The 19,008-nt window shown below is 66.5% G+C and carries 25 protein-coding genes and 1 pseudogene; 13 read left to right on the top strand and 13 right to left on the bottom strand.

Annotation, left to right across the window (positions count from 1 at the left end; genetic code table 11):
- Positions 1-194: 194 nt before the first annotated feature.
- From GBA63_RS05015 to GBA63_RS04985, 8 genes and pseudogenes are all read left to right on the top strand, one after another.
- Positions 195-893 (top strand): MBL fold metallo-hydrolase, encoded by a 699-nt coding sequence (locus tag GBA63_RS05015; protein ID WP_166174027.1) that lies wholly within the window; start codon positions 195-197, stop codon positions 891-893.
- Positions 894-993: 100 nt separating this feature from the next.
- The gene (locus tag GBA63_RS05010; RefSeq protein ID WP_166174025.1) at positions 994-1,491 is read left to right on the top strand and encodes a beta-class carbonic anhydrase; all 498 of its coding nucleotides are present in this window, start codon (positions 994-996) and stop codon (positions 1,489-1,491) included.
- A pseudogene (locus GBA63_RS24275) lies at positions 1,488-2,177 on the top strand (sulfotransferase-like domain-containing protein); the annotation flags it as partial. The gene GBA63_RS05010 and the pseudogene GBA63_RS24275, both read left to right, overlap by 4 nt.
- Before the next feature lie 93 nt (positions 2,178-2,270).
- Entirely contained in the window at positions 2,271-3,416 is a 1,146-nt protein-coding gene (gene sat, locus GBA63_RS24270) for a sulfate adenylyltransferase (protein ID WP_407690831.1), read from the top strand.
- A 186-nt stretch (positions 3,417-3,602) separates the two neighbouring features.
- Positions 3,603-4,511, top strand: coding sequence for a DMT family transporter (locus GBA63_RS05000; RefSeq protein WP_228282319.1), 909 nt, complete (start codon positions 3,603-3,605; stop codon positions 4,509-4,511).
- Positions 4,512-4,718: 207 nt separating this feature from the next.
- On the top strand, positions 4,719-5,303 hold the full coding sequence (cysC, locus tag GBA63_RS04995) for an adenylyl-sulfate kinase (protein WP_166174023.1): 585 nt from the start codon (positions 4,719-4,721) through the stop codon (positions 5,301-5,303).
- Between the two features lie 49 nt (positions 5,304-5,352).
- Positions 5,353-6,096 carry an SDR family oxidoreductase gene (locus tag GBA63_RS04990; RefSeq protein WP_166174021.1) on the top strand — a complete coding sequence of 248 codons (744 nt, stop codon included), beginning with the start codon at positions 5,353-5,355 and terminating at the stop codon, positions 6,094-6,096.
- Between the two features lie 270 nt (positions 6,097-6,366).
- Entirely contained in the window at positions 6,367-6,828 is a 462-nt protein-coding gene (locus tag GBA63_RS04985) for a universal stress protein (protein ID WP_166174019.1), read from the top strand.
- A gap of 39 nt (positions 6,829-6,867) precedes the next feature.
- Here the strand turns inward: GBA63_RS04985 and GBA63_RS04980 are convergent, their stop codons facing one another.
- From GBA63_RS04980 to GBA63_RS04950, 7 genes are all read right to left on the bottom strand, one after another.
- Positions 6,868-7,635, bottom strand: coding sequence for an ABC transporter permease (locus tag GBA63_RS04980; protein ID WP_166174017.1), 768 nt, complete (start codon positions 7,633-7,635; stop codon positions 6,868-6,870).
- A 1-nt stretch (position 7,636) separates the two neighbouring features.
- A complete protein-coding gene (locus tag GBA63_RS04975; protein ID WP_166174015.1) occupies positions 7,637-8,347 on the bottom strand; it encodes an ABC transporter ATP-binding protein in 711 nt (236 codons plus the stop codon).
- A gap of 1 nt (position 8,348) precedes the next feature.
- Positions 8,349-8,765: a chromate resistance protein ChrB domain-containing protein gene (locus GBA63_RS04970; protein WP_166174013.1), complete on the bottom strand. Its 417-nt coding sequence runs from the start codon at positions 8,763-8,765 to the stop codon at positions 8,349-8,351.
- Positions 8,765-9,220: a Chromate resistance protein ChrB gene (locus GBA63_RS04965; RefSeq protein WP_166174011.1), complete on the bottom strand. Its 456-nt coding sequence runs from the start codon at positions 9,218-9,220 to the stop codon at positions 8,765-8,767. Before GBA63_RS04965 ends, GBA63_RS04970 begins: the two co-directional genes overlap by 1 nt.
- A 59-nt stretch (positions 9,221-9,279) precedes the next feature.
- A complete protein-coding gene (locus tag GBA63_RS04960) occupies positions 9,280-9,597 on the bottom strand; it encodes a rhodanese-like domain-containing protein (protein WP_166174009.1) in 318 nt (105 codons plus the stop codon).
- A gap of 32 nt (positions 9,598-9,629) precedes the next feature.
- Positions 9,630-10,940, bottom strand: coding sequence for a chromate efflux transporter (chrA, locus tag GBA63_RS04955; protein ID WP_207957082.1), 1,311 nt, complete (start codon positions 10,938-10,940; stop codon positions 9,630-9,632).
- A 230-nt stretch (positions 10,941-11,170) separates the two neighbouring features.
- Positions 11,171-11,620, bottom strand: coding sequence for a hypothetical protein (locus GBA63_RS04950; RefSeq protein ID WP_166174005.1), 450 nt, complete (start codon positions 11,618-11,620; stop codon positions 11,171-11,173).
- Positions 11,621-11,641: 21 nt separating this feature from the next.
- On the opposite strand from GBA63_RS04950, the gene GBA63_RS23905 reads away from it, so the two are divergent.
- Complete coding sequence (locus GBA63_RS23905; RefSeq protein ID WP_266096294.1) at positions 11,642-11,770, top strand: hypothetical protein; 129 nt, start codon at positions 11,642-11,644, stop codon at positions 11,768-11,770.
- Between the two features lie 36 nt (positions 11,771-11,806).
- Here the strand turns inward: GBA63_RS23905 and GBA63_RS04945 are convergent, their stop codons facing one another.
- Together GBA63_RS04945 and GBA63_RS23900 are read right to left on the bottom strand one after the other, a co-directional pair.
- Positions 11,807-12,271 carry an RrF2 family transcriptional regulator gene (locus tag GBA63_RS04945; RefSeq protein WP_166174003.1) on the bottom strand — a complete coding sequence of 155 codons (465 nt, stop codon included), beginning with the start codon at positions 12,269-12,271 and terminating at the stop codon, positions 11,807-11,809.
- 29 nt (positions 12,272-12,300) lie between these two features.
- A complete protein-coding gene (locus GBA63_RS23900; protein ID WP_266096293.1) occupies positions 12,301-12,435 on the bottom strand; it encodes a hypothetical protein in 135 nt (44 codons plus the stop codon).
- An 84-nt stretch (positions 12,436-12,519) separates the two neighbouring features.
- Here GBA63_RS23900 and GBA63_RS04940 point away from each other — a divergent pair, with 84 nt between their 5' ends.
- The 4 genes from GBA63_RS04940 to GBA63_RS04925 all read left to right on the top strand — a co-directional run bounded on the left by GBA63_RS04940 (position 12,520) and on the right by GBA63_RS04925 (position 13,709).
- The gene (locus tag GBA63_RS04940) at positions 12,520-12,666 is read left to right on the top strand and encodes a hypothetical protein (protein WP_166174001.1); all 147 of its coding nucleotides are present in this window, start codon (positions 12,520-12,522) and stop codon (positions 12,664-12,666) included.
- A 72-nt stretch (positions 12,667-12,738) separates the two neighbouring features.
- Positions 12,739-12,948, top strand: a complete 210-nt coding sequence (locus GBA63_RS04935) for a hypervirulence associated TUDOR domain-containing protein (RefSeq protein ID WP_166179827.1) — start codon at positions 12,739-12,741, stop codon at positions 12,946-12,948.
- Positions 12,949-12,960: 12 nt separating this feature from the next.
- Complete coding sequence (locus tag GBA63_RS04930) at positions 12,961-13,293, top strand: DUF3140 domain-containing protein (RefSeq protein ID WP_166173999.1); 333 nt, start codon at positions 12,961-12,963, stop codon at positions 13,291-13,293.
- Positions 13,294-13,379: 86 nt separating this feature from the next.
- Positions 13,380-13,709: a DUF3140 domain-containing protein gene (locus GBA63_RS04925; RefSeq protein WP_166173997.1), complete on the top strand. Its 330-nt coding sequence runs from the start codon at positions 13,380-13,382 to the stop codon at positions 13,707-13,709.
- A gap of 95 nt (positions 13,710-13,804) precedes the next feature.
- Here GBA63_RS04925 and GBA63_RS04920 read toward each other — a convergent pair whose 3' ends face one another.
- From GBA63_RS04920 to GBA63_RS04905, 4 genes are all read right to left on the bottom strand, one after another.
- The gene (locus GBA63_RS04920; RefSeq protein WP_166173995.1) at positions 13,805-15,067 is read right to left on the bottom strand and encodes a Fic family protein; all 1,263 of its coding nucleotides are present in this window, start codon (positions 15,065-15,067) and stop codon (positions 13,805-13,807) included.
- A 459-nt stretch (positions 15,068-15,526) separates the two neighbouring features.
- Positions 15,527-15,772, bottom strand: coding sequence for a hypothetical protein (locus GBA63_RS04915; protein ID WP_166173993.1), 246 nt, complete (start codon positions 15,770-15,772; stop codon positions 15,527-15,529).
- Positions 15,773-15,826: 54 nt separating this feature from the next.
- Entirely contained in the window at positions 15,827-17,413 is a 1,587-nt protein-coding gene (locus GBA63_RS04910) for a DUF4352 domain-containing protein (RefSeq protein WP_166173991.1), read from the bottom strand.
- A gap of 79 nt (positions 17,414-17,492) precedes the next feature.
- Positions 17,493-18,854 carry a thermonuclease family protein gene (locus GBA63_RS04905; protein WP_228282462.1) on the bottom strand — a complete coding sequence of 454 codons (1,362 nt, stop codon included), beginning with the start codon at positions 18,852-18,854 and terminating at the stop codon, positions 17,493-17,495.
- Between the last annotated feature and the right edge of the window lie 154 nt (positions 18,855-19,008).

Below are 19,008 nucleotides of genomic sequence, written 5' to 3'. Positions count from 1 at the left end.
GGGCTGTCAAGAGTTCGGGAGGGATTTTTTGGCGGATCTCGAAAGACGGGCCACGGGGTGCGGTTTCGGGTGGGAGACGGGCTTTGGGAGGGTGGCTTTCGGGATGGAACGTTTGGGCCTTCAATGGTCTAGGATACCCGTGCGGCGACGCCGGCGGGGTTAGCCGGGGCGTTCTTTTCGGAAGGAGGAGAGCCGTGGGAAAAGACGAGCAGGACTACCTTTTCGAGCAATTCAGGGTCGAGCGGGGCTGCCTGGGCTACCTCGTCGCCGACCCCGAGACGCGGTGGGCGGCCCTCGTGGACCCCGAGTTGGAGATGGTCGAGCCGATGCTCAACTCCGTCTTCGAGCACGGCCTCAAGGTCATCTACGTCGTGGACACCCACACCCACGCCGACCACCACTCCGGGGCGCGGGAGCTCAAGTCCAAGACCATCGCGAAGCTCGTCATGCACAGGGAGGCGCCGGCGAGTTGCGTAGACATCAGGGTCGAGGACGGGGACAGGCTGCATCTGGGGGGGCTGCCCATGAAGTTCCTCCACACGCCGGGGCACGCAAAGGATCTGGTCTCCGTGCTCTTGCCGGGGAGGATACTTTCCGCGGACGCGCTCCTGATCGGGTCTTGCGGCCGGACCGACCTGCCGAACGGGAACGCGGTGCGCGAGTACCACACGCTCTATTACACCTACGGGTCGCTGCCGGACGACCTGCTAGTCTTCCCCGGCCACGACTACAAAGGCAGGGAGCACTCGGTCCTTGGCGAAGAGAAGGAGACCAACCCCAAGATGAACTTCGAGGGCGAGGAGGAGTTCGTGCGTTACATGGAGCGCGAAAACCCGGAGACGCTCACGCCCGTCTACCACCTCGCGGACGCCTTGAAGGCGAACATGGCGTAAAAATAGGTTACAGGCATCAGGCATCAGGTCGCCTCCTTCGGAGGCTTTCAGGTTCTTGCTGATGCCTGTAGCCTGATGCCTTTAAAGAAAGGAGCGGTGTGTGGGCGTTACGGACGATTTGTTGAGGAACAACGAGGAGTATGCGCGGGGCTTTGATAGGGGGGATCTGCCGTTGACCCCGGCGAAAGGTGTCGCGGTGGTCGCTTGCATGGACGCGCGGCTGGACGTGCACGGGATGCTCGGGCTTGAGCTCGGGGACGCGCACGTTATTCGGAACGCCGGCGGGGTCATTACGGACGACGAGATCCGGTCCCTCATGATCAGCCAGCGCCTGCTCGGGACGACGGAGGTGGTCCTGATCCACCACACCGGCTGCGGGATGCTCACCTTCTCCGACGACGAGGTGAAGGACCAGATCGAGGCCGACACGGGCGTCAGGCCGCCCTTCTCCCTGGAGTCCTTCGGGGACCTCGAAGGGAACGTCCGCGAGTCCATCGACAGGATAAAGTCGAGCCCGTTCATACCCAACAAGGCCTCCGTGCGGGGCTTCGTCTATGAGGTCGAGACGGGCCGTCTGAGGGAGGTCTCCGCGGCTTGAACCAGAACAAGCCAATAGCGCTCTGGGCGGTGCCGCGCTCGATCTCGACCGCCTTCGAGCGGGTCTTCGTCGAGCGCGACGACTTCGAGGTCCTGCACGAGCCCTTTTCGGACGCCTACTACTACGGTCCGGACCGCCCGAGCGACCGCTACGCCGACGCGGAGCCGAAGCCCGAGTACTCTTTCGAGAGCGTCCTCGCGAACGTCCTCGAACCCCGTGAGAAGCGCGTCTTCGTCAAGGACATGGCCTACCAGGCCAAGAAGGTCCTGAGCCCCGAGTTCGCCTCCCGGTTCGTCAACACCTTTATAGTCCGCGACCCGAAGTACGTGCTCGTCTCGCTGTACAAGATGTGGCCGGACTTCACGTTCGAGGAGACGGGCTACGAGGACCTCCACAAACTCTTCCGGTACGCCACCGAGGGCGGCGAGGACGTGGCGGTCGTCGACGCGATGACCTTCTCGGAGAACCCCGCCGGGGTTCTGGCGGCCTACTGCGAGCACCTGGAGATCCCGTTCAGGAGCGGCTCCCTTTCGTGGGAGTCGCGGGACGTGGAGCACTGGGACAGTTGGGAGGGCTGGCACGACGCCGCGGAGCAGAGCACGGGCATCAAGCCCGCGACCCGCCGCGACCCCGAACTGCCAGAGGAGCTCGAAGAGGTCTACGAGAAGTGCCTCCCCTACTACTACGAGCTAGCGGCCCACGCCATCCACGCCAGGCCGCGGTCGGGCGGGGCGGCCTCCCGTCCCGTGGAGGTCGGCAAGGTCCCCGGCGATGGGCAGATAGCGCCCCACGGGGGGCGGCTGGTCGACAGGGTCGTCCGGACGGAGGAGCGTCAGGAGCGTCTGCGGGAGGCGCGGGCGTTGCCGAAGGTGGCGCTCGGGGCGAGGGCGTTATCCAACCTGGAGATGCTCTCGACCGGCGTCTTCAGCCCTTTAGAAGGCTTCATGGACCGCGAGACCTACGACTCGGTTGTAGAGGACATGCGCCTTCCCGACGGGACCATCTGGACCCTGCCCGTCACGCTGAGCGTGGACGAGGAGCGGGCGAAGAACCTCCCTGAAGACTCGGAGGTAGCGCTCGTTGACGGCGAAGGCGCACCGGTCGCCACCATGCTCCTGCGCGAGCGCTACCGCTACGACAGGGGGCGCGAAGCCAGGCTCGTCTACAGGACGGACGACCAGGATCACCCCGGCGTTGCCGCGCTCTACCGTAGGGGAGACGTGCTGCTCGGCGGGGAGGTGACCCTGCTCCGGCCCCCGGACCCGGGCCCGTTCCCCCGCCACTACTACACGCCGCAAGAGCTGAGGGCGACCTTCCGGGAGAAGGGCTGGAAGCGCATCGTCGGCTTCCAGACCCGCCAGCCCATCCACCGCGCCCTGGAGCACATCCAGAAGAGCGCCCTGGAGACCGTGGACGGTCTCCTCCTCAACCCCATAGTCGGCGAGACGAGGTCGGGCGACATCCCGGCGGACGTGAGGATGCGCTCCTACGAGACCATCCTTGAGAGGTACTACCCGAGAGACAGGACCATGCTCGCCGTCTTCCCTGCCGCCATGCGCTACGCGGGCCCCAGGGAGGCGGTCTTCCACGCCCTCTGCCGCAAGAACTACGGCTGCACCCATTTCATAGTGGGCCGCGACCACGCGGGCGTCGGCAGCTTCTACGGCACCTACGACGCCCAGCACATCTTCGACGAGTTCGATCCGGGGGAGCTAGGCATAACCCCACTCTTCTTCGAGCACGCCTTCTTCTGCCGGGAGTGCTACGGCATGGTCTCGTCCAAGACCTGCCCCCACGATCCTTCGTCCCACGTCTTTCTCTCCGAAGCCCGGCTGCGCGAGATGTTAGAGCGCGGCGAGTACCCCCCGCCCGAGTTCTCCCGCCCCGAGGTCGTAGAGGTGCTTATTGAAGGTTTCAGGCATTAGGTTTCAGGTATCAGGAAGGGCAGCCGCCTGAGACCCCTGTCGAAGGCTTCATGAGCGCGTGGTCGTTTGGCGTAGCGGGTATCATCCAGCTCGTCCGTTGATCCTTCACGGTGGTTTCCGCGAAGACCACGGCACGCGTCGAAGCGTTAAGCTCCGTCTCGTGACAGGCCCGATCCACCCGGCGCCTTGACCAAGAGCACGCCACGCACCAGGGGCATCGTCTCCGAGGTCTCGTTGTTCTTCGCCGCCGTCTTCGTTGGGATGGATTTCGTCTCCGTCAAATACGCCCTGGAAGGGATGCCGCCGCTGGTGCTCGTTCCGGTGAGGTACGTGCTGGCGGGATCGTTGCTGCTGGCCTTGCTGCGGTTCTCCGGGCGAGGGGCGGGGATCGTCTGGCGGGATCTTCCCCTGTTGTTCGGGCTCGGGCTCGTCGGCGTCGCCCTCAACCAGATCGGCTACACCGCGGGCCTCGGCCTCACGAGCGGCTCCAACGGCGCCCTGATCTTCGCCACAGCACCGATCTGGGGCCTCCTGCTCGGCGTCGCCCTCCACCTCGAAAGGGCCTCGTGGCGGAGCGCATCGGGCCTCGGCCTCGCCGTGACGGGCGTGGCCCTGATCGTCGGCGGGGGCCTCGGCTCCCCGGAGGCGTCCGTGGCGGGCGATCTCCTCGTCTGCCTGAGCGCCCTCTCCTGGGGCGCCTACACGGTTCTCTCCCTGCCCGTACTGCGCCGTCACGACCCGCTCCTCGTGGCGGGCTGGACGATGCTGCTCGGCGGCGCGGCCGTAATTCCTTTCGCGCTGACCGGGCTGTATGGCCTCTCCGATCCTCTAGGCTCCGTGAACTGGGTTTCGGTAGGCCCGGTCTCCTGGACAGCCGTCGCCTACTCGACGCTGCTCGCCAGCGGGTTCGCCATTGCGGCGTGGCAGACGAACGTCTCCAGGATCGGGGCCAACAAGGTCCTCGTCTACATGTACGTGGTGACCCTGGTCGGTCTGGTCGCCAGTATCGTGCTATTGGGAGAAGGTTTGGGGCCGGGCAAGATCCTGGGGGCATCCGTCATCTTGCTCGGCGTCTATCTCGCCCGGCGAGCCTGAAGCGGTCAGCTTCCACCGGTGCTCTTTTGGCCGCCTCCCCGACTTGACGGCGTCCGGCACACTGGGTAGAGTTGCGCGAATTGTCTACAAATCGAGTGGGCAATATCTCGAAGGTTCCCGGTTTCGCGCGGTGTGTCGGAGAAGGCTGTCCGGCGCGTGTAGACTGGGAGCATCGGAAAGTCGGTTGATCCGAAGAGAGGAGCAAAGGTGCAGAGAAACGGAGCGGAGGAGCAGCGGGGGTTCACTTTGTGGTTCACGGGCCTTTCGGGGGCCGGGAAGACGACGATCGCGGAGATCGTCGAGCGCGAGCTTCGCAACAGGGAGAGGCCCGTAGAGGTGCTCGACGGGGACATCGTGAGGACGAACCTGTCCAAGGGGCTCACGTTCTCGCGCGAGGACAGGAACATAAACGTCTTGAGGATCGGGTTCGTCGCGAACCTCCTGACGCGGGCCGGGGTTGGTGTGATCGTCTCTGCCATCTCCCCCTACAAGGAGGCCCGCGACCAGGTAAGGCGCAGGATCGTGGACTTCGTCGAGGTCTTTGTCGACGCGCCCTTGGAGGTCTGCGCCGAGCGCGACGTGAAGGGCCTCTACAAGAAGGCGATGGCGGGTGAGATCGAGCAGTTCACCGGCGTCTCGGACCCCTACGAGGCCCCGCCGCCCCGACCTCGTCCTCAAGACGAACGAGGAGACCCCGAGGAGAGCGCGCGCAAGGTCATCGAGAAGCTCGAGTTCTACGGCTACCTATGGACTCCCTCTCCCGACACCGAATACAACTGGAGCAACAGATAGCCGTCGGCTTTCAGCTTTTGGGCCGGTCGGTCGTCGTGAGTAGTCTCGCGTGAGTGAGGCTTTGCGTGGTCGGGTAGTCGTGGTGACGGGGGCGTCGAGCGGGATCGGGGCGGCCGTGGGACGGGCGCTGGCGGACGCGGGGGCGAAGGTGGCGCTCGCCGCCCGCCGCGAAGAAGCGCTGCGGGAGGTACGGGCCGGGCTCGGGGACGGTGCGGAGACCCTCGTCTTCCCCGCCGACGTGACGGACCGGGGGCTGGTTCGGAAGCTGGTGGGCCGCGTGGAGCAGGATCTCGGCCCCGTCGACGCGCTCGTCAACTGCGCCGGGGTTATGTACTTCACCCTCATGAAGAACGTCCGCGAGGAGGAGTGGGACCGGACGGTTGATGTCAACTGCAAGGGGACCGTCAACTGCGTCGGGGCCGTGCTGCCCGGGATGCTGGAGCGGGGCCGGGGCCACATAGTCACGATCTCCTCGGATGCAGGGCGCAGGGTGTTCCCCGGCCTCGCCGTCTACTCCGCGAGCAAGTTCTTCGTCGAGGCTCTCTCTCAGGGGTTGCGCCTGGAGACGGCAGGCACCGGCGTAAAGGTGACCACCATCCAGCCGGGCAACGTGGCGACGGACCTGCTCGAACTGAGTGGCGACGAAGAAGCCCTGCAGCAATACGGCCAGCCGACAGGGGCGCGGGTCCTCGACCCCGAAGACGTCGCCGCCTCGATCGTCTACGCGCTCTCGCAGCCGGACCACGTCGCCGTCAACGAGATACTCGTCGAGCCCAGGGACGAGCCGGTCTAGCGCCGGCTTCGGAGGCTCTCAGCACGCTCCGGCCTATGGCCTTCGCTTTCGGCGCGCGTCGGCCTGCTCCGCAGTCCTCGCTCTCAGCCCGCCAGCTTCTTGCCGCGCGGGGCGGGACAGGGACGCGTAAGCCGGAGTGTCGCGGCCCAGACGCAGGGTAACGGACAGAGATGGCTTGCTGACCGGCTGACAAGCGCAGGCGCTGTTTGCCGCGGCGGTGGTGGGCAAGGTACTCTGGATTCGGTGTATGGGCTACGAAAGGACGACGGGTTGAGCATCTTTCCTACGCACATCCTGCTTGCCACGGACGGTTCGGAGCAGGCGGACCTAGCGGCCACGGTGGCGGCCGACCTCGCGCAGAGCACGGGCTCGCGGCTTCACGTGGTCGCGGTCGGGCGCACGTTCCCCACGGCCGTCTACGAGACGTACGTCCAGAAGGAGCACGAGGAACTGGAACGCGAGGCCCGGGAGGTGCTGGACGAACAGGTGAGGAAGATCGAGGCGGCCGGCGGCGAGGTGGCGCTCACCCACCTGAAGATGGACGAGCGACGGGACGAGGCAATCGTCCACCTGGCCGAAGAGATAGGCGCCGGCATGATAGTCATTGGCAGTCGCGGGTTCGGGGGGATGAAGCGGGCCCTCATGGGCAACGTCGCCGACTCCGTCGTCCGCCACGCCCACTGCCCGGTCCTCGTCGTGCGCCCGACCCACGGCGCCAGCAGTCCTTTCTGAAGCGGTCCGCACAGAGAACCGCGCCGCCGGCGATCGGCCTCAGGCGCCCGCGCGCGTGACGACCCGAAGCTGGTGTCTGGCGGTAAAGAAAGAGCGGTAGGAGAGCAGGGCTACGATCATGGCGGCGATCGAGACGCTTCCGAGGAGCATGTAGAGGACGACTATCTGGAGCCGGACGGCTTCGAGGGGATCGGCGCCGGCTATGATCATGCCGACCATGGCGCCGGGCAGGAAGATTATACCCGTCGTCTTCGTGGAGTCTATCAACGGCACCAGGGCGCCCCTGAGCGCCGTCTTGAGGATCGGGGCGACGGCCTGACGGCTCGTGGCGCCGAGGGCGAGGGCGGCCTCAACCTTCGGGCGCTGCCCGGCCAAATCGTCCCGGATCCGGAGCATGGTCAGACTCGAAGCGTTCATGGAGTTGCCGATCACCATCCCCCCGAGGGGAATGAGGTACCTGGCCGAAGCGGGCACTATCCCGAGCGCGAGCAACAAGCCCAGGGTGGCCACGGCCGCCACCCCGACGGCCAAAGCCACCACGAGGAACGCCCGTGGCACGTCCCTTGCCCGCCGCGCCGAGGTCTGGGCGGCGAAGAGGACCATCCCCGCCAGGAGAAGGGAGACGGCCGCGAGACTCTTTAACCCGAAGACGTAATCGATGGCGTAACCGATCGCGGCGAGCTGGACGAAGGAGCGGACCACAGCGACCCCGATGTCCCCCTCCAGGCCCAGCTTCTCGTAGTAGCTCAGAGCCACCGCGACGGCCACCAGCCCCAGCGTGGGCAGCGCGGCGACGACGGTGCCCACGCTAGGGCTTCCCCGCGATGAGCCGCCTTGCGCGTTCACCGGCCGCGGAGAAGAACTCTTCCCTCCCCCACGTGCCAACGCTCCTTCCCTCCGCCAGGAGGATGACGTGGTCTGCGACGCGCCCGACCTGTGCGAGGTCGTGGCTCACGAAGACGATCGTCAGGCCGAGCTGCGCGTTCAGATCCCGGACGAGGTCCTCGATCCTCCGCCGGGCGGCCTCGTCCAGGGCGCTCGTCGGTTCGTCCATGAGGAGCGCCTCCGGCTCGAGCGCGAGGGCCCTGGCTATCGAGACGCGCTGCTGCTGGCCGACGGAGAGGGATTCGGGGTACCGCGCCGACAGGGCAGGGTCCAGTCCCACCATCTCCAGCAGGCGGACCACGTCGGCGTCCAGGCCGGCGAGGCGCGCCCCGTAGAGAACGGCCTCCTCGACCGAGGCCCCGAAGAGGGCCGGGAGCTGGAAGACCATGCCGACCCGCCGCCGCAGCTTCAGGGGGTCCATCCCGCCCGTCGGCTCCCCGTCCAGGAAGATCTCGCCCGCGGTTGGTTCGATCAGGCGGTTCACGGCGCGCAGCAGGGTGCTCTTGCCGGCCCCGGACGGTCCCACAACGGCGGTGATCCCGCCGTCTGGTATCTCCGCGTCGACGCTGTTTAGGATCTCGGTCCCACCGACCGCGTAACACAGCCCGCGGACGCGAATCTTCGGACGCTCCAAGCTAGAGCGTCTCCCGGCGCAGATAGGCGTAGAGGCCGTCGTAGAGGACGTCGGTATGACGGGTGAGGGCCTCGTCGTCCGGAAGGGCGAGCTGCATCCCCCGGACGATGATGTCCAGGCCGTCGGCCTCTGGGCGGCCGTACTTCTCGTCCATCAGGTCGGCGTCGTGGACGATCTCGCCTATCTCGCGCAGCACGGCGTCTTCGAGCCCGTACTCCTTGAGGAAGGTCTCGAAGGAACAGTCCTCCTCGTGGTGGCCCAGCCGGGCCCCGGCCACGTCGAAGAGCTCCGCCTCGTCGGGCGCCTCCCCCGGGTCCCCGAAGAAGACGAAGGCGGCCCCGCCGTCCAGGTAGCGCCGGATCAACCACACGCAGGCCGTCCGGTCGACGTGGCATCCCCTGCGGGTGGCCCAGAGCACTACAGCCCGCCCTCCGCGACGCGCGCCCCTTCGTCCTTCGGCCCTTCCCTCACCGCCCGGCGGGCGGCCCTGAGGGCTTCCTGGGCCTCCGCCCTGAGCGGCGAACGGAAGTAATCCCGCCTCCGCTCTACCCTGAACGCCCGCTCCAGCTTGCCTAAAGGCTCGGAGAGGTCCGCGCCGCCACCCATCTCCGCCTTGCGCCGGACGCGCTCGGCGCCTGCGATGAGGGCCCTGTACGCCTCTTCGCGAGCGGCCCGGAAGGTCCCCACCAGCTCTCCCTCCTCGGCCACCGTCCCCGGCCGCGCCTCCCACAGGGTCGCCTCGCCGCCGGCCTCCCGGACCCGGAGCTGAAGCCACTCCATCTGCTCGCGGGTGACGGCGTCCTCCGGCAGCGCGGCCACCCCGTCCTGCAGGTAGAGGGCGCCAAGATCCCTGAGCTTGCGCCACACGGCCACCCGGTGGCGCGAGGGCTCCCTCGGGATCCGGTACACGAGCAGAACCCAGCGCGTCCTCGTCAGGAAGACCTCCAGGCTTCCATCCCACCCTCCAGATAGACGGCCTCGTAGCCCCGACTTCGCAGCTGCTCGGCGGCCGCGGCGGCGGAACGGCCACGGTTGCATACGGTTACAACCTGCGTCCTTCCGGGCAGCTCTAGTCCCTCCATGGCCCGCTCGTCGCCGTCGTTCAGGGCGCCGTAGGCGTCGAAGCTCACGGCGCCGGGCACCGACCCCCGCTCGTGCTCCTCCCTCTTGCGCACGTCCACCACCACTACCCGCTCGCCGCGCCCCAGCATGTCCCTCAACGTCCTGGCGTCGATGCTCCCTTGCGCCACGTCAAACCCCTCTCTGTCCTGCCTATGCCCTCCTACAAGAGCGTCCACATCATGCCCAGCAGGGCGCCGACCGGCACCATTACGTAGATCGGCACCTTGAACCTCTGCAAGACCACGAACGAGACCACCGCAACGGCCAGGGCGAAGACGTCGAAGCCGCCGAGGGTAACCCCGTCGGGAAACAGCACCCGTCCGGCGAAGAAGACAGCCAGGTTGGCGATCACGCCGACCACCGCGGCCGTAACCCCCGTCAGCGCGGCCCGGATCTTCTGGTTGCCCGCCAGAAGCTCGATGTAGGGCGCGAGCAGGAAGATGAACATGAAACAGGGAAGGAACGTAACGTAAGTGGTCAGCAGGGCGCCGAATGTTCCGTAGATCAGGGGGTCGAAGCCTTCGGGCGCCTTGTTCCACGCCCCCAGGAAACCGACGTACTGGGTGACCATGATCAAGGGCCCCGGCGTGGACTCGGCGAGCCCGAGGCCCTGCACCATCTGGTCGGCCGTCAGCCACCCGTAGTCGTTGACCGCCACGTTCGAGATGTAGCTCAGGACCGCGTAGGCCCCGCCGAAGGTGACGAAAGCGGCCCCCGTGAAGAACAGGGCCTCCCGCACGAGCACGTCCTCCCCGCCGCGCCAGATCCAGATGGCTCCCACCGGTATGACCCACAGCACGACGAACGTGCCGACTAACCTCAGGTTGCGCAACACCGACGGCCGCGCGGCCTGGCCGGACTGGTCTACCGCGGACTCCTCCTCAGCCGCTCCGTGACCCCCGCCCCGGAACGCCTCGGGCACGAAGCGCTGCAGCACCACCCCGCCGACGGCGGCGGCCACTACGACCAGCGGGAACGGGACGGACAAGAAATACAGCGCGACGAAGGCGGCCACCGCGAAGGCCCACAGCGCCGCGTGCCCCAGCGCCCTCTTCCCTATGCGCATCACGGCCTCTACCACTATGGCTATGACGACCGGCTGCACGCCGTATAGCAGACCCCTGACCGCCGGCACGTCCGAGTGCGCGACCGCCAGGTAGGAGAGCAGCAACAGGACAAAGATGGAAGGGATCACGAAGAAGGACCCCGCCACGATCCCACCTAATGTGCCGTGCAGCCTCCACCCGATGTAGGTCGCCACCTGCTGCGCCTCAGGACCGGGCAGGAGCATGCAGAAATTCAGCGTCCTCAGGTACTGCCCCTCGGAGACCCACCGCTTCTCGTCCACCAGCTCGCGGTGCATGATCGCGATCTGGCCCGCAGGCCCCCCGAAGTTGATGAACCCAAGCTTCACCCAGAACCGGAAGGCCTCCCAGAACCCAACCGGCTTGGTCCTCCCCTCGTCCGTCAATTTAATCTCCATAAATCGAGTGAACAACGCGTGCAGAGTAACCACGGTTACGGTCAAAGTCAAGGCACTTATCCCCTTGACGGCAGCACGTCAAGGGGGCGGTAGCTGATGCCGTTTAAGGAACGGCCGCAAGGGGCGGAGCACTTTGTTGACGATGTGGTGGTGGAGGAAACTCAGGCGCATGGGGACGACCATGCTACGGAGTATGGGTGGGACCCGGTGGCCGAAGCCTACGCTGAGGGGTGGTGGAACCGGTCGACTCTGTTGTACGGTTGCAGGCCCTCGATGATTGCCTTGGCTCTTGGGTTAATGCCCCGCGTCATGCGCTTGAATTCCGCGAGGCGCTTCGGGTTGAGCGACGGGTCGGCGGCGAAGATCGGAAACTGGGAATCGCCCTCGACGGACTTGGAGACCCGCCCCCGCCCGCGAATGAGCGCCAATTCGAGCATGAGGTTGTCCAGGGACGAGCGGAGGTTGTGGACGCAATCCCCGACGATGAGGCCGAAGCGGGCGGGCGGCTGGTCGATGGCCTCAAGCCAAGTGAGTTTGTAGCGGGCGTCAACGTCGAAATCCACCCAGGTTCGGTACGGGCATTCGTCGGCCCAGGCTTCGACTTCGGCTTTAAGGCTCTCCAGGTGGTGGAGCGCCCGCTGGAGTCGCCTTTCGTGGTGGAAGATCACGGGGTGCAGAATGGGAGGACTATGGCAGGCAAGCGCGACAGGCCGCTCGTCCGAAAGGACGAGCCTAGCCAGAGGACCAAAGAGGGGTTGGAGATACCTGTCCCCAAGCGCCGCGACTTCTTCGGGGCGCTCGACAAGGTCACTGAGTAGGCAGATCGAGCACCATTGAGCGAGTCGATCACGCAGCTAGTGGTGCACCCACGCTTCGGGGTCGCTGGTTAGTTGGACGATCTGATCGGGGAGGTCGCCGTTTACGAGGTCGGCCAGGGTGACGGACTCGAGCACGGCCCTCATGCTGGCGCGGACGGCGATCCAGATGTCTTGGAGGTGCTCGGCGGCACCCGTGTACTCGACGGCCTCGGGCCACTCGCCACGGACGTTTGCCAGCGGTCCCTCGACGGCGCGGATGATGCCTGCGAGCCAGATCTCGTCCGGCGGCAGCGCGAGCCAGTAGCCGCCGGAGGCGCCGCGCTGGGTGCGGACGAGGCCGGCGCGTTTCAGGTCGTGGAGGATGTTCTCCATGAACTTCTTCGGGATGCCCTGGGCGTCGGAGATCCTCTCCCCCTTCAAAGGCCCCGAACCTTCGGAGGCGGCCTTCGCCAACTCGGCGGCGGCCCTGAGCGCGTAGTCCGTCTTGGCCGAGACCTGCAAGCTACACCACGCTCCTGGTCGTCGGTCCGCTAATTTCGGGCCTGCCGCTGGTCTTTTTCTTCTTTCCCGTTACTGTTCGGCGCGTAGACGAACCAGTAGGACCCTACCAGGATCCCGAGAAAGAGCACCAACGCTCCCACGAACTGCAGGTACTCCGTCGCCATCCAGCCTCCTAGCGTTGCTTCGACGCCTCCACCCTCAATTCTACGACAGCCTGCGGGCCTGCGCCCGCCATCGTCGAGCTCGAGATGCCACCCTACGCCTCGTTCGCGGGTGGATTTCGAACCCTCGCCGGGGTCGACCCCTCGCCAGGGCTGCCGGCGACCCGGGTCGGCGTGGGGCAGATGGGCAAGGAGATGCCCGACGTGGCCGAAGGCCGGGCCGCGCACAAGTAAGCAAAATCATGTTCGGGCGTCGCCCTTTCGAGTATTTGTAGTCGTGGCAAAAAGATGGAAGAGAGGAGCGTCATGGCCCAGGAGTTCAAGCAGGGCGACCGCGTAAAGTGGAACACTCCGCAAGGTGAGACCTACGGCAAGGTGAAGAAGAGGCTCACCTCCCCCACGGAGGTCGGCGGCCAGAAGGTCGACGCCTCAAGCGACGATCCGCGCTACGTGGTGGAGAGCGAGAAGAGCGGCAAAGAAGCCGCCCACAAGCCCGACTCGCTGAGCAAGGCGTAGGAGGATCAGAGAATGACAAACGACGACCGCCGGCAGGCTATAGACGAGTTCGACGAAGCCGTGAACATGACCCGCAAGGAGCTCCAAGACTGGCTCGGGACCGACGAGTCCAAGTCCGTCGGCCAAGGAGAGGGCGAGTCAAAAGGCCACGAGTCGGGACGCAGGATCGTCAAGCTCCTGGCGAAGAACAAGTCCGACTACACCGACGATGACATAGACCACATGAAGAAGGTCAACGGCTACGTCAAACGCCACCTCGGCCAGGGTCCGAAGAACGACGTTGAGGACTCCAAGTGGCGCTACTCTCTCATCAACTTTCCAAACGCAACGCCGCGGGCGGCTTAGCCTGAGCGTCGGCCCGGGCCGGGAGCCGGCCGTGGAGCTCGCGCTGACCTAGCAGCACACACCCGAGGACCCGGGAGGTAGACGAAGTGGCGAAGGACGAGCAGCAGATCGTCGAGGAGTTCGGCGAGGCGGTCAACATGACGCGCAAGGAGCTGGAGGACTGGCTCCAGACGGACGAGTCCCAGAGCGTGGGCCAGAGCGACGGCGGCGGCGAGTCGAAGGGGCACGAGTCGGGCAGGAAGATCGTGGAGATCCTTGGGAAGAACAAGTCGGACTACACCGACGACGACGTGGACCACATGCGCCGCGTGGTCTCCTACGTGCACCGCCACCAGGCCCAGAAGCCCTCGGGCGACGTCGAGGATTCGACCTGGCGTTACAGCCTGCTCAACTGGGGACATGATCCCCTGAAGTAGTCCTCCGCCGCGCGGGGAGGTGGAGGTGCTTGTGTGAGCCTCCGGGTGTGCGCGGCCTTTGCGGGAAGCCGAAACCCCGGCCGCCGGCGTCGATGCTAAAGATCGACTTGGGCGAGTCCATCGAGAGCAGGCTCCGGTAGCACGTTTGGATCCCTTCGGAGCGGCAGGAAGGCGGTTATGCGTTCCCTGCGGGCGCGTACCGATCCACCCTTCACCTCGACTAGCTCCATCTTCTGCAACGCGGTTAAATCCCTGCGGAGCGTTTTGTGTGTGAGGCTCGCGTACTCCTTCGCGACCCGAACACTCACCTCGTCCAGGCGACGGATGTCCACCCACTCCTCGTCTACAAGGAGCTCGGCGCTCACCTCTGAGAGATCCAGCAGCAGATGGCGACGGCGTTTGGCGGTGGTCGACTCCTTATCCGTCCCCTTGTCCGAGAAGGCATCGTGGACGAAGTTGCGCCACACCACCTCCATCTGCTCGTCCCAGATTCGGTTCATCTGCTCGTGTAGGCCATCGACGAAGCCTTGCATCGCGTAGACGATGAACGGCACGATGTCTCCTCCGGACCTGCTCGCCCTGTCCAGTTGACGGTAGTAATCGTTGCGCGTCAGGTTGTAATGGTTGCTCAACAGCTGGCAGGCGGGCGAGGGCACCCCGGCGGCGATAAGGACCTTGAACTCTACGAGCCTGGCGGTCCTCCCGTTGCCGTCCCCGAAGGGGTGTATCCATGCGATGTAGAGGTGCGCGAGTATGGCCCTCAGAAGGCCAAAGACCACGCGGTTTTGCTGCTCCTCTGGCATGCAGAAACTCCCGTGGTTGAGCCAGTCGCACATCTGCTGCATAAGGTAGTCGAGATCCTCGGCGGGGGCGCCCCTGTAGCGCCCGACGCCAAAAGAGCCGGTACGGAATTCTCCAGGGACGACGTCCTCGTCGAGCTCGAGCCCGTCGAGCACCCGGAGGTTGTAGTCCTTGATCTCCTCCACCGAGATCGCCACGCTCGAACTCTTCAGGGTGTCACCGGCCATGGAGTTGATGGCGTCGACTATGTTCTGGACTTCCTTGCGCAGGTACTCCCGGGAGGGTGGAAGCTCGAGCTTTCCCTCCAGATGGTCGCGGACTTGCTCCTCCGTCAAGGTGTTGCCCTCTATGGCCGCCGTCGCCAGCACGCCCTTGGCCACGTACAGGGTGTGCAGCTCCTTCGCCACCTCGGGAAGCAGCGGCGTTCTGGCTATGCTCTCACACTCCGAGCGTGCCTCGCCAAGGTTCATCCAGAGGTTTGTTGGGAAACGGTCGGTGTCGCATCGGAACGTGATCCAGGGGTGGGTTTCCCCATATGTGCGCTGTTCTGTCTGCATCAGTGTCCTCCTGGGTGTCCGCCGCCGTGGGGGTACAGATGCCCGTACAAAACAAAAACTATGCACTTGTCCAGTTGTTTATACGGTCAGGTGTCCCACGTACTGTCCAGCATTGTGCCTCACGCGGAGCTTAGGGTCAATGTAGCAAGGTACGATACCGCTGAGAGCGCAACGGAAGCGGCCCTTGTTCCTCATAAGCCGCTACGTGTCTCCCGCCTCGGGGTCAGCGCGCGTGGCAGTAGCCGCGCCGCCCGACGGGGTGGTGCGGCGGGCAACCACTCCCCGGTGACGGCTCGACGGGCGCAGCGAAGGTGCCTCCCGACTCAAGGAGGCCGTCGCGGTCGGGGCGGCGGTCGTCGCGGTTGCGTCGGTCGACCGGTTGAGTGTCACCGCCGTCGCTGCCGTTCTGGTCGTCAGACGCCCCGGTGTCGTCTGCACTCGATGGCAGGGCCTCGCACGCTATGCCGTCGTCGGGTCGCGGGTCGTCCTCGTCCAGAGTCCGTAGGGGTCACTGGTGTCCTGGTCGTAGACGGCCTGCGCTTCCTCCTGCGTGTCGAAGTCGTAGAGGTCGTTCGACTCCTGCGCCTGCGCCGTGGCGAAATGGGGTCCGGCAACAGTGACCTTCTCATAGGCCACCCGGGCGCCAACCCCCGCACCCAAAACCAGGACCACGACCGCGCCTCGCAAAAGCCAGATCCCGAACACTCTCCGCCTACCTCCCTACCTCGCCCGTGCGGCGTGCATGAACAACTCCACTACCTACTCGCACGCCACGCCGTCCCCATCGCCGTCGAGGTTGGCGGGGTCGCTCGGATCCTCTTCTAAGAAGTCCTGCGCCGCTTCCTGGCTCGCGAAGTCTTCGCATTCCTGCGGGACCCCCTCGACGGCGGGAGGCGATACCGGATCGGTCGAGGACGGCGGGGGCGAGTCGGGCCCGTTGATGCTCGGGTAGGCGCCCTCCGGGAGGTTCTCGCCACAGTTGGGGTCGGGGTTTCCCTCGCACGGGTCGATCGCCTCGGGGCTGAGGCCGCAAGCCAACAACTCCTCCGACGTCAGGGTCTCGAAGCCCGGGGCCTCGCCGTTGAGTATGGCCTGCGTCTCCTCGCAGCTCCGCCCCGACGGCTCGGGAGACGCCGGCGGCGTCGCGGATGCCGACGCGGAACCCGAGGCCGAAGCCGAGGGCGAGGCCGTCGCCTGAGATTCGAGGGGCTCGGCAGGCGGCAGGACCCCGCAGTCGACCTCGAAGCTGTCGATTATGTGCTCCACCGCCTCCTGGTCCGCCTCCGCGGCGCCGGGCGCGATCTTCGCCACCCCCGCCACCACGCACGCCCGGCCTGCGGGCGCGGCCGCGAACACGTAATGGGCGTTGTCGGCGCCGTTGCAGTCGAACCAGGCCTGGACCTTGCCGGAGTACGGGGCGCGGTCGAGGTCGCGGGCCGGTCCCTCGGCGCACTCGGCGGCCTTGTCATCGTGGAGGAGCGAGTAGATCAGCTCGTCGTCCGTGTACTGCCGCGCGAGTGCCTCGGACGCCACGAGGTACGCCCCCGACCCTTGGCCGCTGCCGGGCAGGTCTCCGTACCACGCGTCGAGGCTGCGCGCGGTCGTGATGGAGGAGGTCAGGTACTCCCCGGCGTGGTACGAATAGCTGCCCTCCCCGCCTTGCTTCTCGGAGTCGGCGCCAGTCTCGGAGCTCCAGGAAGAGGGAACCTCGACCGACAGACTCCCGCTCGGGTCCTCGACGACGCTGTAGCCGGTCCTCACCGACGTGGCCGGGGGCGGCTCTTCCTTCTCTGCGGCTTCGGGCTCGGGCTTTGGTTCGGGGTTCTGCCGCTCTTCTTCGGCCTCGAACTCGAAGCGCGCCGCCCGCGCCTGGGGTTGCTCGGGCAGGGAGACGGACAGCTCCAGCCGCCCGTCGGCGGGCTCGTCGCCGAGCTCGAAGCCGACCTGGCCGCTCGCCTTGCCTCCGGGCTCGACCTGGCCCTCGGGGCGCGGCCTCTGGTCGGGCGCCGAGCCGGGCTCGAAGGAGTAGCCCTCCCCGTCCCGCAGCAGGTAGTCGGCGCCTGAGGCGTTCGCGGGCTCCTGCGTTCGGTTCTCGAGGGTGAGGTCCACCACCGCGTGGCGGCGGTCGTCGCCGGACTTCCGCGTGGCGGAGTTGAGCGTCACGGCGAATGGGCCGACCTCGGCGGTCTCTCCCATGCCTGCGGGCTCCTGCGCCTGGGTCGTCGTGGGACCTCCGCGCCGCTCGTCCGCCGCGGCATTCTGTTCCTGGCGTTCGGCCTGCGGGTCCTCCTGACTGCAGCCCGCTAGCGCCAGTACAATCACCGCGACGCGGAACCATCGTTTCATAGCAGACCTCCCCCGTCCCGGAGTCCGCGAACACCAACGCAATGGGCGGCTCCTCCGACGACCCACCGGATGACGCGGCCTACTCGCACGAGAGGCCGTCCCCGTCGCCGTCGAGGCCGTCGGGATCTCCGGGCGGGGTCGGGATCGGGCCGTCCACCTCGTCGCAGTCTATGTCGCCTCCGCCGGACGGTGCCCCGCCGCCGCTAGGAGCGGGAGACGGTGCGCTCGCCGAAGCGGAAGCCTCCGGGCTGGCCGAGGGCGGAGGGGAGGCTTCGGACGCGCCGAGCAGTTCCTCGCAGGCGATGCCCTGCTCGCCCGTGTAGCCCTCGCCGATTGGGCCGTCCAGCCCGTTCGGGTCGCTCGTGTCCCGCTCGTAGACCGCCTGCGCTTCAGCGTGGGTGTCGAAGTTCTCGCAGTCGAGGTCGCCGGAGGAGGGCGCTGGGGCTGGCTCGGGCTCGGGGCTCGCCGAGGCCGAGGCGTCCGGGGACAAAGGGATCGACTCAGGTTCAGGTCGCGGCGCGGGTCGTGGCTCGGGTTCGGGTTCCGGAGCGGGTTCGGGCGTGGGATTCTGTCCGTCCTCGCAGCCCGGCGTGCCCTCGCCGATGCCGTTGCCCCTATCGGCGAGCTCGCACTGCTCGTCCTTGGGGAGCCCCCAGATGCCGATCTCGGCGCGTTTGGCATCCTCCTGGAACGCACGGAAGCGCTCCTCGTATCGCGAATTCGGATCGACCGTGTAGACCTGGGCGTAGCCGCCCTCCACGAGCTCCCCGTTGAACATCTCGTCGCCCGCGAGGTAGACGTAGGCAAGGAGCCTGCCGTACCGGTCGGTCCTCTCCTCGTCGAACTCGAGCTCCACCTGCTCGCCCTCGAGCACGGAGGTCGCGTAGTTGGAGGACTCCGGGCCGTAGGGCTCGACGTCCTCGCCCGGGTCCACGGTCTCCGGGGTGTCCACGCCGATCAGGCGCACCTCGTCGTTGCCTTCCACGGCGGGCTCTATCTCCACGGTGTCCCCGTCCACCACCCTCGTGACCGTCGCCACGGCGTCGTACCGTCCGGTGTCTTCCTCGTCCTCCGCAGGCTCGGGCCTGGGCTCCTCCTTACTCTCTTCCGTCGGCTCCGGCTTTGGCGCCGCCGCCGCCCGCCGCCCTTCGCCCGAGGAGTCGGCGTTTTGCCCCTGGCCGCCACCGCCGTAGAGCGCCCCGGATATGCCGGAGAACACGACGAGGAGCGCGAGCGAGGACCCTGCCACCAACCCCCACGTCCTGAGCGGTCTCCGCCTGAGGATGCGGACGATCAGGGCAAAGACGGCGACGAGGAGCGCCAGGAACGCCACGACTACCATCAGGGGGCTCACCACGACGCAGAGGACGAGGATGAGGAGGGCCGAGAAAGCAAGCAACACCTTCGCGGCAGTCGAAAGAGCGCCAATCCTGGCAAGCATGTTCCCCAACGCGCGGTGCCTCCTTCAAATCAGCCTGGCCTGATCCGGGGAGTAACCAGCACCTTCCCCTCCCCAGCGGAATACATGTTAGGCACGTTACGAAACCCGCGTCAACGGCTCACGAGCTCGCTTCGACGGTGCGCTGGACTAGAAG

The organism is Rubrobacter tropicus (genome assembly GCF_011492945.1).
GTDB lineage: Bacteria > Actinomycetota > Rubrobacteria > Rubrobacterales > Rubrobacteraceae > Rubrobacter_D > Rubrobacter_D tropicus.
Note: the sequence above shows the minus strand (reverse complement) of the source record. Positions and strands in the feature narration are given on the sequence as shown.

Bases quoted from the DNA above. Each gene is read 5' to 3' on its own strand.
- GBA63_RS04910 (WP_166173991.1), bottom strand. From the start codon at position 17,413: ATGAAACGATGGTTCCGCGTCGCGGTGATTGTACTGGCGCTAGCGGGC.
- GBA63_RS23905 (WP_266096294.1), top strand. From the start codon at position 11,642: ATGGCAGGCAAGCGCGACAGGCCGCTCGTCCGAAAGGACGAGCCTAGC.
- GBA63_RS04930 (WP_166173999.1), top strand. From the start codon at position 12,961: ATGACAAACGACGACCGCCGGCAGGCTATAGACGAGTTCGACGAAGCC.
- GBA63_RS04920 (WP_166173995.1), bottom strand. From the start codon at position 15,067: ATGCAGACAGAACAGCGCACATATGGGGAAACCCACCCCTGGATCACG.
- GBA63_RS23900 (WP_266096293.1), bottom strand. From the start codon at position 12,435: ATGGCGACGGAGTACCTGCAGTTCGTGGGAGCGTTGGTGCTCTTTCTC.
- GBA63_RS04940 (WP_166174001.1), top strand. From the start codon at position 12,520: ATGCCACCCTACGCCTCGTTCGCGGGTGGATTTCGAACCCTCGCCGGG.
- GBA63_RS04935 (WP_166179827.1), top strand. From the start codon at position 12,739: ATGGCCCAGGAGTTCAAGCAGGGCGACCGCGTAAAGTGGAACACTCCG.
- GBA63_RS04905 (WP_228282462.1), bottom strand. From the start codon at position 18,854: ATGCTTGCCAGGATTGGCGCTCTTTCGACTGCCGCGAAGGTGTTGCTT.